This is a genomic window from Coleofasciculus sp. G1-WW12-02, assembly GCF_040219735.1.
Classification (GTDB): domain Bacteria; phylum Cyanobacteriota; class Cyanobacteriia; order Cyanobacteriales; family Coleofasciculaceae; genus Coleofasciculus.
In genome coordinates, this window is record NZ_JAVJRX010000008.1 from 1 (window position 1) to 16,598 (window position 16,598).

Sequence of the window (16,598 nt, forward strand, 5' to 3'; positions counted from 1 at the left end):
CCTGAGAACGTGCGATCGCGCATTGTAGGGGCGGGTTTGACAACCAACTGATGCAACTCACCATTTACCTATATAAACCCGCCCCGCTCCCATCCCAGATGTGACAGGTTTATTATATTAGTAGGATATTCTAAATGTGAATTAAATCCACCCTGAGAACGTGCGATCGCGCATTGTAGGGGCGGGTTTGACAACCAACTGATGCAACTCACCATTTACCTATATAAACCCGCCCCGCTCCCATCCCAGATGTGACAGGTTTATTATATTGGTAGGATATCCTAAATCTTGATCAAACCACCCCTTTGATGGATGATGAAATACAATCCCCAGAAACATCATCGCCGTTCGATTCGGCTCAAGGGATATGATTATACCCAAACAGGTGCTTATTTTATCACCGTATGTACATGGCAGCGCCAATGTTTATTGGGTGAGATAATCAATGGGGAAATGCAACTGAGTCGCTATGGCGAAGCCGTCAAATTTAATTGGGATATCTTACCCAAACGTTACGACGGCGTGCAATTAGATGCTTTCATCATTATGCCCAATCATGTGCATGGGATTATTTTTTTACACGATTGGGGTGGAGAGGGGGCGGGTTTAGATAGGTTATTTCCTACAACCGCTACGTTTGCCGTAAAACCCGCCCCTACAGAATCTACTACGTCGGCAAAATTCAACCATCAACAACCGAAAATTTACGGATTACCAGAAATTGTGCGCGGCTTCAAAACCTTTTCATCCCGTCGCATCAATCAACTTCGTTCCCAATCGGGTATCCCTGTATGGCAACGGGGTTATTATGAACATATTATCCGCCACGAAGAATCATTAACCGCTATTCGTGACTATATCCTAAAAAATCCCTGGAATTGGCAAAACGATGATTTGCATCCTGAGAATCTCCATAGCTGGGATGAATCGATTCCTCTGGTATTTGAATCCCAGGGCAAATCTCACACTCAGATTATTGTCAGGTAGATGTGCGATCGCGCATTCTTTTGGGGCGCATTCTTTTGGGGCGTCTTTTGTAGGGGCGGGTTTTACGGCAAACTGATGTCACTCACCATTTAATTTTATAAACCCGCCCCAGAGAGAATTAATTCATGTTTGATTTATAAATTGTCTCTCACCCAAACCCGAAATACTTTCAATAGAGCTATTTCTCCCATTGTTTTACTCTGCTGAATAAATCGACTCATTTCACTGACAGATACCAAAGGAAAAGCTAGGCTAGATTCGTACTCAATATATTGTCCTTCTACCCGTTGATAAAATCGCAAAACTTGCCCATTATACCGCCAAAGTTCAGGTACACCTAGCGCCGAGTAAATCTCAAACTTATTCACAGAACTGCTGGTAATATCAATTTCAATCGCTAAATCAGGGGGCGGATCAGTTTCTAAATTGATATCTTGGCGACCTCGAATATCGGGTTCATTTTGGATATAATAACAATTATCAGGCTCTATACCTCGCTTGACTATTTCTCGTTTCAGCGTGGTCGAACCAGCACTTTTAATCTCAATATCTAACTCTTCGGCTAATACAACAATGAAATTACCCAAATTAGCTTTAGGATTTTCATGTTCAAAACGAGGCGTCATAATTTCCAACGTACCACAATCATAAGCAAACCGATAACCCCGGTTTTCACCCGTTTCTGCCAATAAGGTTTCAAACGTTTGCCAGCTAATATTGTGCAGGACAGTTCGTTGTTCAGCTAGAGTTGAGATTGTCAGCATATCTATACGGTTAGTTAGGATCTGTTAAAATCATGGCAACAATAACTATTCTCCTCAAAAACCTCTGCTACCTGGAGCGCTTACCTCTGCGTCCCTCTGCGTTAAAAAAAAATATAAATCCCTAACCCCAAAAAACCGTAGGGTAGGCAACGCCCACCCCACAACTCTACTCCATGACACTTTTGAAAAAGTCTATTGTCTCTTTCAACGCCTGAACAAAAACGTCAATCTCTTCTCGTGTATTGTAGAAATACAAACTCGCCCGCGCCGAACCCATTACCTCTAAAATACGGTGTAAAGGTTGAGTACAGTGATGACCCGAACGAATCGCCACCCCTTCATGGTCTAATAACGTAGACACATCACTCGACGCCAATCCCTCAACATTAAACGATGCTAAAGCTGCCCTTCCTTTCCCCTCTGCTGTCGGTTGAGGACCATAAAGGGTCAAATCAGGAACATCCCGTAATTGCTGGAATAGATAAGCCGTAAGTTCCTCCTCATAAGCATGGATTTTATCCATACCAATCCCCATTAAATAGTCTACCGCTGCACCCAGCGCGATCGCTTCCCCAATCGCAGGTGTCCCCGCTTCAAATTTGTGGGGCAATTCGGCGTAGGTGGAATAGTCGAGAAAGACTTCAGAAATCATCTCACCCCCACCCATAAAGGGAGGCATTTCCAGCAACAAATCTAATTTGCCATACAAGAAACCAATCCCTGTGGGCGCACACATTTTGTGACCCGATGCCACTAACCAGTCACAACCCATCCCCTGGACATCAATGGGTGTATGGGGGACAGATTGGCAAGCATCAATCAATACCTTAGCGCCATACTGATGTGCGATCGCAATAATCTCCTCAACTGGGTTAATACATCCCAACGTATTCGAGACATGCACCACACTAACTAACTTCGTCTTCTCAGAAATCAGAGACTTGAACTGTTCTAAATCAAACTCCTGGCTTTGTGTCAGTTCCACATACTTCAACACCGCCCCCGTCTTCTGGGCAATCATTTGCCAGGGAACAATGTTGCTGTGATGTTCCATCACCGAGAGAATTATTTCATCCCCTGGCTGCAAACGATTTAATCCCCAGCTATACGCCACCAGGTTAATCGATTCTGAGGCATTCCGGGTAAAAACAATCTCATTCCGCGACGCCGCATTCACAAACGCCGCCACCTTATCCCGCGCCGACTCATAGGCTTCTGTCGCCCTCACACTCAGCGCATGAGCGCCTCGGTGGACATTAGCGTTATCCCTTTCATAGTAATTTTGCAGCGCCTTAAGCACCGCCAAAGGCTTCTGAGATGTGGCAGCACTGTCAAGATAAATTAATGGTTTATCGTGAACTTTCTCCTGCAAAATGGGAAAGTCAGAACGGACGATAGCAGCTAGAGTCTTTTCTTGAGTGATGGTCATTGGTTATTCGTCATTTGTCTTATGTCATTGGTCATTTGTCAAAGAATTATAGAAATCAAGACTCAGATTCAGGGCGGGTTTTGCATAAAAACTAGATAAAACAATCAACCTTAATCCCTAAACCCGCCCCGGAAAGACGTGCCATGCATCTCTACATTTTTTGGGACTACATTGTCCTACACATCGCACATTGGGCAAGTCTTTGCCCCAGGGATTCCACAGGGACTCGCTGGAGAATCTCCGCTACAAAGGCATCAATTAACAGATTCCGGGCATTAGTTTCATTCAGTCCTCGACTTTGTAAATAAAACACGTCTTCTGGGTCTAATTGACTCACTGTCGCACCGTGAGAACATTTAACTTGGTCAGCCGTAATTTCCAGTTGCGGTTTGGTATCCACACGGGCTTTAGCTGAAAGCAATAAATTGCGATTCAATTGAGCCGCATTGGTGAATTGAGCCCCTTGGGGCACGAAAACCTTACCATTGAATACTCCGTGCGCCCGGTCATCTATGATACATTTGTGCAACTGGTTGGTTATGCCATGAGGATGATTTAACAGCACAGCACTATGGGTATCTGCCACCTGTTCCCCACCAATCATGGTTAAACCGTTGAGCGTGGTTTCTGTCGCCTCACCCGTTTGCACGATTTCTAAATTATGCCGAGATAGTTTCGCCCCTAAACTAATCGCGTTACAAGTATAGCGGCTATTCCGGGCTTGACTTACCGCTGTTTTACCAATGTGCAACCCATCAATCGCTTCTCGCTGATTCCGCGTATGGATAACTTGGGAACCCTCCTCAAGCCAAATCTCCGTCACTGGGTTATTGAAATAAGGACGATTCACCGGAATATCTGGACATCCTTCTACATTCGCCGCGTAATGTTCAATCAGATTCACCACAGAACCCGCTTCAGCAACCACCAGACAGCGCGGTTGGCATATTACAGGTACTTCGTCAGTCGTGGAAATAAACAGCAGATGAATCGGTGTCTCGACTATTCTATTTTTGGGTACCCACACCACCGCCGCATCCGTGAGTCCCGATGTATTTAGGGCGGTGAAGACATCACCAGCGCCCTGTTGCTTCCCCAAATAATTTTGGATTTTCCCTTCATACGCCCCAGGTAAACCCGCCAAATTCCCCACATACACGCCTTCGGGTAATCCACTCACCGACGATAAATCCGACGCATACACCCCATTGACGAAGACTAATCGACTATTCGGGGTTTCGGGTAGGGTTAGGGAAGTCAAGTCTAAGTGTTGCAGGAATTGCTCAAAAAACGTCTCCACCCCTTGAAAATTCACCGCCAATAACGACGACAAATCCGTAAACCGCCATTCTTCATCGCGACGAGTCGGAATTGCCAATTCTTGCACAATCGCCGCCGCTTGGTCGCGCAGTTGCTGGAGAGTGGCGTTTAATTGTCCCCCGACAACAGGTTCATCTTGGCGACATTCGTCTAATAGCGCCTTTAAATAGGAAATTTCCGGTTTCGCAGATAGTTGTATACTCATCAGGCAATCACCTCAGCCGCCGCTTCTTCTATCACCCAGTCATAACCACGGGATTCTAATTCTAATGCCAATTCCTTACCCCCGGTTTTGAGAATGCGCCCTGCTGCCATGACATGGACATAATCGGGTTCAATATAATTGAGCATCCGTTGGTAGTGGGTAATCAGAATCATGGCATTATCAGGATTTGCTAACTGATTCACCCCGTTGGCGACAATCTTTAGGGCGTCAATATCCAAACCGGAATCCGTCTCATCCAGAATCGCCAGTTTGGGTTCTAACAACGCCATTTGCAGAATCTCATTCCGCTTCTTCTCGCCGCCAGAGAAGCCTTCATTTAAACTGCGCTCCAGGAAGCTGGGATTCATCTTGACAATTTCCAGCTTTTCCTCGATTAAGTCTTCAAAGTCAAACGTATCAATTTCCTCTAATCCCTGATGCTTACGGCGGGAATTATAAGCGACGCGCAAGAAGTCTAAATTACTCACCCCAGGAATTTCTAATGGATACTGAAACGCTAGAAAAATGCCAGCCAATGCCCGTTCTTCGGGTTCGAGTTCCAGCAGATTTTGCCCCAGAAATGTCACCTCGCCCCCGGTGATTTCGTAGGCGGGATGTCCAGCTAAAAGCTTGGAAAAGGTGCTTTTACCTGAGCCATTTTGCCCCATGATGGCGTGAATTTCTCCCGCCTTCACCTCTAGGTTTAAGCCTTTGAGGATTTGTTGTCCTTCAACATTTGCCGTCAAATTGTGGACGGATAAGATTACGTCGCTATTTTCTCTAATCATTACACGTTTTCACCAATTCAGATAGATGGGATGTTCCAGACGTAGCTACGTCTCTACAGTCGGGGCGGGTTTAGTTCCATTTGGGTGCAACGGAAACGATAGTCGTGAAACCCGCCCCTACAGACATGACATGTTGCCAATCCCCAATCCTTAACCAACGGCTCCTTCTAATTTCAGACTCAATAATTTATCGGCTTCAGCGGCGAATTCCATCGGCAATTTATTGAAGACATCCTGACAGAACCCACTAACCATCATGGAGACAGCATCTTCTTCTGAGATTCCGCGTTGAGTAAAGTAGAAAAGCTGATCCTCGCCAATTTTCGAGGTTGAGGCTTCGTGTTCGACTTTAGCCGTATTATTTTCAACTTGAATATAGGGGAAAGTATTCGCCTCAGCCGTATCACCAATCAACATGGAATCGCACTGGGAATAATTCCGCGCCCCTTTTGCTTTCGGACTCACTTTCACTAAACCCCGATAGCTATTCTTAGAATTACCAGCGGAAATCCCTTTAGAAATAATAGTGCTACGGGTATTTTTGCCAATATGCACCATTTTAGTGCCGGTGTCGGCTTGCTGCATGTTATTGGTTAACGCCACGGAGTAAAACTCACCCACGGAGTTATCCCCCACGAGGACACAACTGGGATATTTCCAGGTAATCGCTGAACCGGTTTCTACCTGCGTCCAGGAAATCTTGGAGTTAACCCCTTTGCACAAGCCGCGCTTGGTGACAAAGTTATAGATTCCCCCTTTACCCTTTTCGTCACCTGCAAACCAGTTTTGTACGGTGGAGTATTTAATATCGGCGTTATCTAGGGTGACAAGTTCCACAACAGCCGCGTGGAGTTGGTTGGTGTCGTACATGGGCGCGGTACACCCTTCTAAGTAGCTCACCGAACTCCCTTCTTCGGCGACAATCAGGGTACGCTCAAACTGTCCTGTGTCCCCGGTATTAATCCGGAAATAGGTGGACAGTTCCATAGGACATTTGACGCCTTTGGGAATAAATACAAAGGAACCGTCACTAAACACAGCCGAGTTTAGGGCAGCAAAGTAATTATCGCCTACGGGGACAACACTACCCAGATATTTCTGCACCAGTTCTGGGTGTTCTTGCAGAGCTTCGGAGATGGAACAGAAGATAACGCCGACTTCGGCTAATTTTTCTTTAAATGTGGTGGCGACGGAAACGCTGTCAAAAATAGCATCTACAGCAACGTTGGACAGTCGCTTCTGTTCAGACAGGGGAATCCCCAGCTTTTCAAAGGTTTCTAGGAGGGCTGGGTCAACCTCTTCCAGGCTGTTTAGCTTTTCGGTTTTCTTTTTCGGGGCGGAGTAGTAAATGATATTCTGGTAGTCGATGGGCGGATAGTTAACGTGGGGCCACGTTGGTTCCTCCATCTTCAGCCATTGGCGATAGGCTTTGAGGCGAAAATCCAACATGAACTCCGGTTCGTTCTTCTTGGCGGAGATCAGGCGGACTACGTCTTCATTCAAGCCACGGGGAATGGTGTCGGCTTCGATATCGGTGACAAAGCCGTACTTGTAGGGCTGGTTGACTAATTTCTTGACAGTAGCAGTCATTCGATTTAAGGTTCTCTCTTCTACTAAGGATGGGAAGTGGGCGGGAGCGTTTCTGTATCAATAGACCCGTCACCAGTTTTCCAGAGTTCAGGCTAATTGGGTCACGTTGCACTAGCAATAGGGTTAAACAACACAAGTGTTGTTTAACTCTATTGTAGGTTATATTAACAACTAAGATGTTGTCAAAGTCAACTGCATTTCTTCTGTTGCCCTAACACAAGCGTGATTTCACCCCAAAAGCCGATGACCACCACTCAGCAATCTTCTACCAAACAAGACATTTTGCAGTATCTACTCAAACAGGAGCGAGCGATCGCACAGACATTAGCCGAAGCTCTCGATATTAGTCCCCAAGCCATTCGGCGTCACCTGAAGGATTTGGAAACCGAGGGACTGATAGAGTATGAGTCGGTATCGATGGGGATGGGGCGTCCCCAGCATGTTTACCGCTTGAGCAAGAAAGGACGCGATCGCTTCCCTAACCATTATGGCGAGTTTGCTGTGTCTTTGCTAGACACCTTGGAAGAAACAGTAGGTCGGGATCAGGTGAGTAACATTCTCCAGAAGCAGTGGGAACGCAAAGCCCTGGAATACCGCCAGCGCTTGGGTAAAGGTTCATTAGCCGAACGAGTCGCCAAATTGGTAGAACTGCGCCAAAGTGAAGGGTATATGGCTGAATGGTATCCAGTTGAATCCAGTGACGTGAGTCAACAGACCCGTAATCAGTTTATCTTGAAAGAACACAACTGTGCTATTTCCAACGTCGCTGAATCCTTTCCTAGCGTCTGCGGACATGAATTGGAAATGTTTGCCGCTATTCTACCCGATTGCCAAGTCGAGCGCACTCACTGGATTAATCATGGAGAACATCAGTGTGGTTATTTGATTAAGGGGAAATAGTTTGTCATGGTTCATGGTTCATGGTTCATTGGTCATTGGTCATTGGTGGTTAGGGATTGGGCGAAGCATTCGCGTTGAGATTTGAATAGAAAACCGATAGATTTGGGTGCGAATGCTTCGCCCCTACGAATGCATCTGCTTTCCCTGCTCCCTCTGCTCCCCCATCTTCCCCGCATCCCCCCTTTCCTATGTCCCAACAACCCACGACACAATTTTTGAGTCCAGAGGAATCTGCTGCAGTCGATAAAGCGTTACTCGCAGCCCATGAGAAGTTTTTAACCCGATTAACTATTTCATCCCTGCGCCTTTTAACCCATATTGCCCAGGATACAGGAGTAGCTGTTAAAGACTTGACGCCTCAGCAGGTGATTGATTGGTTTGAAAAAGACAGTAAGATTCGCCGCGAACAGGGATCTGATGCTGCATTTTTGAAGTGGTGATTCCGGGTGCATGTCAACGTTGTAGATTGGGTCTGGAGAACCTAGTGCAAGAAGACAGAAATAACGCCAACAGCTAACATCTCCCCCAGCTCCCTCTGCTCCCAGACGTAGCATGCTACGTCTCTACATGCTCCCCCTGCTTGATCGTATCTACGAAGCTGCTCAAGTATTTCCATGCCCGCCGCACTAGGCTCCCGTCTTCTTTTTGAGTAACCAAACCCTAGAACACCAGTCGGTGTAATCGAAATCGATCATCCCATTCCTGAAAAACGGTAACATAAGCTACCTTTATTTTCCCCGTTATGACTTAGCCAGGGCGGGTTTTGTGGAGCAGTTATCGGTAACCTACTGAACCGACTGATTAAAATTTTTCCATAAAAAAATAGACCATCTCACATTGTTATTCGCTCCTTATTAGTCAAGAACAGGACAATAAAATTTTACATAAATCAACAAAAATAAATTTATCCAAAAAAAGAAAATGATTTTGCCAAAAATTTATAGATTGAGCCGATAATTTTATGCGGATTTTACCTATTCGCTGGTGAAGGTTAATTATGATGGCGAGTATACGAAACTCGTGCTTAGAGGTAATTCCGTGAAACTCAAATTAACTTTTTTACTATCAGCCGCCTTCGTCGCTGGTGTAGCGGCAAAAGCGCAAGCGGCGAATTTTTTTACCTATAATCCGAATGAACAAGAAATTTATCACACTACATTTGATAAGGCAAATGATTGGCAGCTAAACAATACCACGGTTGATCAGGGTGAACTTCAGGCTAATCCTGAGACGAATTGGGCATCAGCATACTACGATCTCTCATCCTTAAATAAATTGGATTTAGATGATGGTGATATCGCTATTTACTGGAGCGCTCGCACAGATCGAAGCAAGCCCGAACTGGGTAAGTTCTTTATGGAACTGAATGTTGCACCAACAGATACCCAGGAACCGCGCCAAATTAACTGGAATATCCGTCCTGTTTCTCCCCGTGATGGCAATTTCCGCAACTTACCCTATTTACTTTACGTTGATCCCGGCTTTAATATTCCCCATGAGGTTGAACAAGAACTGGTTGTTCCCGATCAATTTCCTGATACTGAAACTTACGATAATTTCCGACTCACATTGAGTAAAACGGGAATGGATACTGTTGAAGTCACGCCCTACTATTGGCTGAATGATAATTGGCAAGTGTTTTCCGCTAAAGACGGTTCAACACTACCCATGATTGTCAGCATTCAGGATAACCTAGTAGGTCAAGATTATTTTGAATCCCTCAGCTTTCGCTTCCGCCAAAATCGGTCATATCTTGATGCGGTTGCTATTACTCGGATTCCCACCGATTCAGAACCCGTCGATATTCCAGAAGCCTCTACAGCATTAGGTTTATTCGCTATGGGTGCTTGGGGAATCCGTAAGTTTGTTCAACGGCTGAATCGATAGAAGGATTACATGTAGGGGCAATTCATGAATTGCCCTTATTAGGGTGAGAGCGTCACTCCAGCAACCACATTTAGTCATAAAAATAAGTCAGAATCGCGACAGCTTTTCCTACTAGCATTATCGCACTTGTTGCTCGGTTAACAATGTATTAACCCAAACCAGATCATCTGCTAACAATAGCGGTACGGGTTCTTGCGTATAATCGATTGCTAAATCATAACTGGCTTGCTCGTACACATTATTCAACAATACCTGTAAATCAACTACGGGTTCTTCATCACCCGACTTCAAGGGTAAGGGAAATGAGGGAATCGTATCGGGTAGATTAAAGGCATATAAATCAGCTTGAGGACGACAATCCCCTCGACTGACTAAAATTAGATAATGAGTTTGACCATTGCTGTGATAAACTGGCATAGGTTGCCCCTTCCGCAGTAAATCAATTTCCACTAAATGAGTTGAACTGCCGAATATTTTATGGCGTTTAGTTTCATATTGATCGCGTCCTTCTCCAGAACGTTTATTAACCGGAGAGAGTATCTCAATAACGGTTACAACTTCACCCGTGGCGACTTCTCGTACTTCTAAATACCCTTGTTTAATTGTTTCAGGTACAGGAACTTCTACGATTTTGGGTTGAGTTGGAGATGGGGCGACAGCAACATTACTCATCGGTTGTTTCGTTGTCGCCTGTGAACCTTTGACCGTTAAATCAGGAACACCAATCAGTAGGGATTGTTCGCCAATGGTTTCATACAGACGCACCTCAACCGCCACTCTGTATTTTGGGCGCAGTTGAGGAGAAAGTGACCTAGCTAATTCAACAATTAGCCAGTGATGGACTCCGGGCCAGATTTCCGGATGTTCTAGGTAAGGGTTCATCCCCGCAAAAGGGTTTGGCATAAAAGTCCCTCCTCAGCATTCGATTCTCATTCCTTAAATTTTATCGTCGTTTTACGGTGGCGCTGGGAAATCCCGGAATCAGACAGATTAATTAAATCCGTCTTCGCTTAATACGGATGAGTTTGCAACCAAGTGGTAATATGAACAGGTAGAGATATCTGAGTCATTAGGTATCCCTCCCCAGAAAAAGGATAGTGTGTATCAGGCATTAGGACGATTGTTCAAACGGGGACTGATTACCAAGCGTCCATCAGGCACAGGAAAACGAAATAAGGTCTATGGCATATCTAATCCTTATGATTATGAACCAAAAGAATCCTGTGACAACAAGCCAGAAATTGAGTCTATCAAGATAGAGGGAAGTCCCCCCCCTATACCTGATAAAGTGTCAGTTAGAAAGTCTGAAACCATTGAAATAACTGAATCACAAGAAACTGACACTTTAGCTGAGAGCAAAATTAATATTTCACTGACAACCTCAAACGAACAAGAAAAGGTAAAAACCGGATGTAGCCATAAGTCTATTGACTACAAGCTTTTTGGAGTTCAACCCTTTTAATCGGAGTGCGATCGCGAAAAATAATCACAGTTATAGGAGCAGCTTATGCTTCCACTCTGGACAAGATATGATTAAAGTGACAGTTAAAATTGAGGAGTCACATTTTTTGTGTTGGTAGATTAGCTAGACTAAAATAACGTACATTTCAACCATATATTTGCTTAAAAATTTTATGTTCGCAAACTCTTTGTAGATAATCTGGTTCCTACTCATGAAATTAAATCTTAACTACAAGAAGATGGCAATTCTATCCTATAGTTCACGTAGGGAACTGCCGCCTAAACCCGGCATTTACTATATAGGTAATTCTGTCTGTCCAGTAATGTATATCGGTTTGTCATGTAACTTAAAGAATCGACATATAAATCATCATCGTCAAGCACAGTTCGAGAATATTGAGAACGCTGTCATTCAATATCGGCTGTTAACCGATGATTTATTGGCAAAAATTACAGACCTTAGAAAAGTTTTAATTAGATTGGAAAGACAGGCTATAAATTACTATAAACCGCCTTTAAATAACACCCCAATACCAGAACAGCCAGTATTTACAACATCACAAGGCTCGATTTACATTCAAACTCATAATGTTAGTAAAGCAGGTTATTGCGGACATTTTGATGGTCAGGATGGAGATGAGCTAGGAATAGACACAGGTAAATTATCTATGCTCATGAGAGCTATTAAAGAAAAGCGACCAGTTTTTTTAATAACATCTGGTTACTATGAAGACTATGACCTAGAAGGGTATTCTCACCTCTCTGAATTAGTCTATTATAGGAACGATAGAATTTTTCTTCTTGCGAGTCGCTTTATCCCCTATGGCTACGAACAATCCAACTACTTTTGCAACAAATATCTTCTGTACGGGGCAACTTCTAAAGTCTTTATCAACCCCTATGCCATTCTAAATAATAGACCTGGATTTGAAGAATTTAAAAGAAGCTACTTAAGATTGGGATTTACAAACTGTGAACGTTCTCCCTTTGCCAAGCAACTGTTATATCTAGAGCAGCTTGGTAGAAATAACTCATCAACTTAGCTCTCATCTGGGAAGACCTACAATCATAAATTGCAGAATCCGCAATCAAAGCAAAAATCGCACCAATTGTTTGTAACTGGCGAGAATGTCAGATTCACACTGGATGCCAACGAAACCAGATTATCTGAAACTTATTATCAGCAGTTACTCAGCTAATACCTCACAAAATCATCTTTTGTTCTGAAGGTCAGTAGAATTTTTAAGAAGTTTCTATTGTAAAAATATGCGTCTTAATTTATCTTTTCTGGCTTGTTAAGGAGGACTCGGATTTAGAGTATTGAAGGAACAACACACTGTTATGTGCGACTGGAGGAGCTAACTGAGGTCAAATCGCTGTCTGCCAAGGCTTTTATAGTTTGCGATCGCTCTTTGTGTGAGAAATGCGGGTCAAAGAGCGAACCCCCCAGAGAAGAAGAAAAAGAAGAGAAGCCAAAAGCGGAAAAACTACTGATGTAAACTCCTGATCCGCCTGTACTCCAGCAAAAATCTCAAAAATTGTAGGAGTAAAGAGAAATTAGCGATCGCGCCCTGACATGATATAAAGGATTAACGGCAATGCGGTAAGTTATCCAGGTTCTACCTGATAATCATACATTCCATCTGAACCACTGTGCCATCAGGGTAAGCTGTCATGCCTTTAAATTGGGTATTAGTAGCGAGCAAGATGCTCGCACTACAAAGATTTCGCTATTATTGACATTAAGGTTTAAACGCCGAACAGCTTAACTCTCCACAGATGACCTGATGGTAGAAATTCCCAGGCGATCGCGGGAATTCCACCCAAGCAAAACTTATAAATCTCAATAATCCCAAAGCGATAAACCAAGCTACGCGGCTCCTTGGTGTGAAGCTGGACTAAAAAGGCTGAAAGTGTTTTTATTTCGTTGTTTTATCGACTAGAGACTGCTGTCACCGGGGAATATTACTGCAAAGCGATAATCGGTGAAGATTCCGAGCGCGATCGCGAATTAATCACTGAATTGTTTTTCAGTAAAACACCCAACTGGCAAAGATTACAATAACGCCAGAGCTTAAACTATCGCTTGTCAGTTATCAGCTATCAGGATAACGCTTTCCCTGGAAGACAAAGCTGTCCCTGAAATTAAAATTGTGGCGATAAAGTTCCTAAAAAGTTGCACGTTCGTTGGCATGAATGCCCTCACTGTGGGTGCAGTCTAGGTTGGTGTAGGAGATGTCACTCAACTTAAAATTCGGCACTCAATGGTGTGCGGGGGAAAGGAATCACGTCTCGTATATTTCCCATCCCCGTCATAAACTGCACCAAGCGCTCAAATCCTAAACCAAACCCCGCATGGGCAACGGTACCATAACGCCGCAAGTCTAGATACCACCATAAATCCTCTGGATTCATCCCCTGATTCTGGATGCGAGAAAGGAGGACATCGAGGCGTTCCTCCCGTTGGGAACCGCCGATAATTTCCCCAATCTTGGGTGCTAGTACGTCCATGGCGGCAACAGTTTTGCCGTCATCGTTCAAACGCATATAAAATGCCTTGATCCCTAATGGGTAATCGCTCACTATAACGGGTTTCTGAAATAATTCTTCTGCCAAATAGCGTTCGTGTTCCGACTGTAAGTCTGTCCCCCACTCAACGGGGTACTCGAACTTGCGGTCAGCTTTTTCTAATTGCGCGATCGCATCGGTGTAGGTAATTTGCTCAAACTGATTGTTGATAATATTTTCCGCCGTTGCCAGTACGGTATTATCAATCCGCTTATTGAAAAATTCCATGTCTTCGGGACAGTTCTCTAGTACCGAGGAGAATACATACTTGAGAAACTCCTGTGCCAAGTCCATATCGCCCTGTAAATCACAGAACGCCATTTCCGGTTCCACCATCCAAAACTCGGCTAAATGGCGGGAGGTATTGGAATTTTCCGCCCGGAATGTCGGACCAAAGGTATACACATTCCCAAATGCCATCGCCATCACCTCGGCTTGCAGTTGACCACTGACGGTGAGGTAGGCTTGGCGTCCAAAGAAGTCTTGGCTAAAATCCACCAATTGGTCTTCGGTTTTGGGAATCTCGTTGAGGTTGAGACTGGTTACCGTAAACAGTTCCCCCGCCCCTTCACAATCGCTAGCTGTGATAATCGGGCTGTGAATCCATAAAAAACCTCGTTCCTGAAAGAATTGGTGGATAGCATTAGCACAAGCATTACGCACCCGTAGTACAGCGCCGATCGTATTGGTGCGCGATCGCAAATGTCCAATGGTTCGCAGGAACTCAAAGGAATGGCGTTTTTTCTGTAGCGGATAGGTAGCAGGATCGGCTTCACCATACACCTGAACCGAATTTGCCCTCAACTCAATCCGTTGTCCTTTTCCTGGAGATGGCACCAATACGCCAGCAACTTCTACAGACGCCCCAGTGTTGATCCGCTGGAGAATCCTTTGATAATCCGGTACGTCAGGATTCAGGATGACTTGCAAATTTGCCAAGCAGGAGCCATCATTAACCTCCATAAAGGCAAACTCTTTGAGTTCTCGTTTCGTGCGTACCCAGCCCTGGATGGTTACAGTTTCATCCGGCTGACCTGTGCGTAAAAGTTGTGCGATCGGTTTTTTTTGCATAATTTTGCCAGTTTACCAAAATCAGTCACTCCGGGCTTGCCCATACCTGGACAATTAATTCAGCTTTTTTTAGCGTCAGTTGAATGGAGATTACGGTTGGGGATCAATGTAAAACAATAGAGGATCAATTATTTTTGCGAATGAACGGGGGATTGGTTATGACTGGGAAATAGATATCTCCACTGCCTTGGTGTGGATCAATCCTTCAGGCTCTGCAATGATAAATCCGGGCAGATTTGGCGCTCTGTTAACTATTGTGAAGGGTTTGGGCGTCAATTGGCAAGGAAAAGAGGACAACCCGAGACAATTGATGAGCCAAGGGAGACCCGAGACAAGTGAGCGGATGGGGTTGTTAATCGATGCAGGCGGCGGGTCGCCCCTACCGATTAACCTGCACAAGATTTGAGCAACCAGCCGATCACAATCCCCAGTCCCCCGAAGCGAACGGCTTGCCAAAAGGGTTCTTTAAAAGCACTCCAGGAAAAAAGCTGGCTCTCTAAATTCAGTTCAATGGTTTCAAGCTGCTCTTGAATTTGCCGGAGTTCAGCTTTCAAGGCGGGTTGGTTACGAGTTTGACGCCCAGATCGTCTAATTTGCTCGCGACGGTGCTGAAGCTGGGCTTGTCGCTGCTGATCCCGTTGGACTTGTTCATAGCGCTCTTTGAGAGCCAAAAGCGATTGCTCAACCTCAGATAACGCTTGCTCAAACTCGTCAGCATCTGGATTTTGCTGATTGGGATCAGAATCAGCACTCATAACAGAAGAAGGGATCAATCAATGGGTGAAAAAAAATAGATACAATCAAACACAAGACCCCAGAGGCTTCAGCCGTGGGATTAGCTTAACAAACTTATACCTAGACCGATGCAATATACTAAAACCGATAGTCTCAAGGACGCCAGTACCCTGGAACTTGCCCAAGCCTTAGCAGAACGTTTAGGGATTACACCCCAAGATTGGCATCGATTAAAGTCAAATCGCCCAGCTAGAGCCAAGGAGCAAACGGCGGCGGCTTTAGTCTTTTTGCTCAAAGAAAAGCCAGAGGAAGCTCTAGATCGGTTGCGTCAGGCGTCAGGATGGCTGGATCGCTCGATCTGTGCCCCCCCTTGCCCAACTCATGGAAATCGCGATCGCTAGGGAATCAAGGGTAACCTTGAGCGACTCTTCATGTGTTTGCACAGTCGCAGTTCAGTTCCCTGAGGATTCCAGTGAACTTGATCAAAAATTTGGTAGAGAAGGCATAACCCTCTACCATTTTCTGATTCATCATGGGGCAAACTCTCGTCAGCATCCCCTTGACGACAAGGCGGAGAAAAGCCGGAGCCTTGATCTGAGATGATCCACCAATATTCGTCATTGATGACACTAAAGTGAACCATTACGGTCTTACTTGGGTCTAAATTATTGCCGTGCTTTGCCGCATTTACTAATGCCTCTTGGAGTCCGAGTCGGATCTCCGGTCGCCACTTGCGCGGAATTTGTTCCACAAGTATGTCGAGAATTGGGCAAAGGTAAAGGGTAGAAGCAAAGCTAATTGTTCCCCAGTTGCGTTCAACTGGGCGCAAAGATGATACAGCAATCACTTAAAAAACCCCTAGCTTTTCGTTGGTGGACTGGATACATGACACG

At 44.8% G+C, this 16,598-nt stretch carries 16 protein-coding genes and 1 pseudogene; 8 read left to right on the top strand and 9 right to left on the bottom strand.

Features of this window, described 5'->3' with window-relative positions:
• Positions 1-315 precede the first annotated feature (315 nt).
• Positions 316-987 carry a transposase gene (locus RID09_RS00620; RefSeq protein ID WP_446334059.1) on the top strand — a complete coding sequence of 224 codons (672 nt, stop codon included), beginning with the start codon at positions 316-318 and terminating at the stop codon, positions 985-987.
• Between the two features lie 134 nt (positions 988-1,121).
• Here the strand turns inward: RID09_RS00620 and RID09_RS00625 are convergent, their stop codons facing one another.
• The 5 genes from RID09_RS00625 to sufB form a co-directional block, all read right to left on the bottom strand.
• A complete protein-coding gene (locus RID09_RS00625; RefSeq protein WP_446334017.1) occupies positions 1,122-1,751 on the bottom strand; it encodes a Uma2 family endonuclease in 630 nt (209 codons plus the stop codon).
• A 166-nt stretch (positions 1,752-1,917) separates the two neighbouring features.
• On the bottom strand, positions 1,918-3,180 hold the full coding sequence (locus RID09_RS00630; protein ID WP_446334018.1) for a SufS family cysteine desulfurase: 1,263 nt from the start codon (positions 3,178-3,180) through the stop codon (positions 1,918-1,920).
• Between the two features lie 166 nt (positions 3,181-3,346).
• The gene (sufD, locus tag RID09_RS00635) at positions 3,347-4,705 is read right to left on the bottom strand and encodes a Fe-S cluster assembly protein SufD (protein ID WP_446334019.1); all 1,359 of its coding nucleotides are present in this window, start codon (positions 4,703-4,705) and stop codon (positions 3,347-3,349) included.
• Positions 4,705-5,493 carry a Fe-S cluster assembly ATPase SufC gene (gene sufC, locus RID09_RS00640; protein ID WP_446334020.1) on the bottom strand — a complete coding sequence of 263 codons (789 nt, stop codon included), beginning with the start codon at positions 5,491-5,493 and terminating at the stop codon, positions 4,705-4,707. Before sufC ends, sufD begins: the two co-directional genes overlap by 1 nt.
• A 150-nt stretch (positions 5,494-5,643) precedes the next feature.
• A complete protein-coding gene (gene sufB / locus RID09_RS00645) occupies positions 5,644-7,083 on the bottom strand; it encodes a Fe-S cluster assembly protein SufB (RefSeq protein WP_446334021.1) in 1,440 nt (479 codons plus the stop codon).
• A 243-nt stretch (positions 7,084-7,326) separates the two neighbouring features.
• Here sufB and sufR point away from each other — a divergent pair, with 243 nt between their 5' ends.
• The 3 genes from sufR (at position 7,327) to RID09_RS00660 (ending at position 9,870) form a co-directional block, all read left to right on the top strand.
• On the top strand, positions 7,327-7,983 hold the full coding sequence (gene sufR / locus RID09_RS00650) for an iron-sulfur cluster biosynthesis transcriptional regulator SufR (protein ID WP_446334022.1): 657 nt from the start codon (positions 7,327-7,329) through the stop codon (positions 7,981-7,983).
• Between the two features lie 188 nt (positions 7,984-8,171).
• The gene (locus tag RID09_RS00655; RefSeq protein ID WP_446334023.1) at positions 8,172-8,423 is read left to right on the top strand and encodes a hypothetical protein; all 252 of its coding nucleotides are present in this window, start codon (positions 8,172-8,174) and stop codon (positions 8,421-8,423) included.
• A gap of 598 nt (positions 8,424-9,021) precedes the next feature.
• Complete coding sequence (locus tag RID09_RS00660) at positions 9,022-9,870, top strand: hypothetical protein (RefSeq protein WP_446334024.1); 849 nt, start codon at positions 9,022-9,024, stop codon at positions 9,868-9,870.
• Between the two features lie 117 nt (positions 9,871-9,987).
• On the opposite strand, the gene RID09_RS00665 is transcribed toward RID09_RS00660, so the two are convergent.
• Positions 9,988-10,773, bottom strand: coding sequence for a DUF4058 family protein (locus tag RID09_RS00665; RefSeq protein ID WP_446334025.1), 786 nt, complete (start codon positions 10,771-10,773; stop codon positions 9,988-9,990).
• A 196-nt stretch (positions 10,774-10,969) separates the two neighbouring features.
• On the opposite strand from RID09_RS00665, the gene RID09_RS00670 reads away from it, so the two are divergent.
• The 3 genes and pseudogenes from RID09_RS00670 to RID09_RS00680 form a co-directional block, all read left to right on the top strand.
• Positions 10,970-11,332 carry a hypothetical protein gene (locus RID09_RS00670; protein WP_446334026.1) on the top strand — a complete coding sequence of 121 codons (363 nt, stop codon included), beginning with the start codon at positions 10,970-10,972 and terminating at the stop codon, positions 11,330-11,332.
• A gap of 238 nt (positions 11,333-11,570) precedes the next feature.
• Complete coding sequence (locus tag RID09_RS00675; protein WP_446334027.1) at positions 11,571-12,374, top strand: hypothetical protein; 804 nt, start codon at positions 11,571-11,573, stop codon at positions 12,372-12,374.
• Between the two features lie 1,106 nt (positions 12,375-13,480).
• Positions 13,481-13,552: pseudogene (locus RID09_RS00680) on the top strand (RNA-guided endonuclease InsQ/TnpB family protein); the annotation flags it as partial.
• Positions 13,553-13,578: 26 nt separating this feature from the next.
• Here the strand turns inward: RID09_RS00680 and asnS are convergent.
• Entirely contained in the window at positions 13,579-14,970 is a 1,392-nt protein-coding gene (asnS, locus tag RID09_RS00685) for an asparagine--tRNA ligase (protein ID WP_446334028.1), read from the bottom strand.
• A gap of 386 nt (positions 14,971-15,356) precedes the next feature.
• The gene (locus tag RID09_RS00690) at positions 15,357-15,725 is read right to left on the bottom strand and encodes a DUF2203 domain-containing protein (RefSeq protein ID WP_446334029.1); all 369 of its coding nucleotides are present in this window, start codon (positions 15,723-15,725) and stop codon (positions 15,357-15,359) included.
• A 108-nt stretch (positions 15,726-15,833) separates the two neighbouring features.
• Between RID09_RS00690 and RID09_RS00695 the strand changes: the two genes are divergently transcribed.
• On the top strand, positions 15,834-16,106 hold the full coding sequence (locus RID09_RS00695) for a DUF6439 family protein (RefSeq protein WP_446334030.1): 273 nt from the start codon (positions 15,834-15,836) through the stop codon (positions 16,104-16,106).
• Here RID09_RS00695 and RID09_RS00700 read toward each other — a convergent pair.
• Positions 16,103-16,549: an ATP-binding protein gene (locus RID09_RS00700; protein ID WP_446334060.1), complete on the bottom strand. Its 447-nt coding sequence runs from the start codon at positions 16,547-16,549 to the stop codon at positions 16,103-16,105. The genes RID09_RS00695 and RID09_RS00700 overlap by 4 nt on opposite strands.
• Positions 16,550-16,598 lie beyond the last annotated feature (49 nt).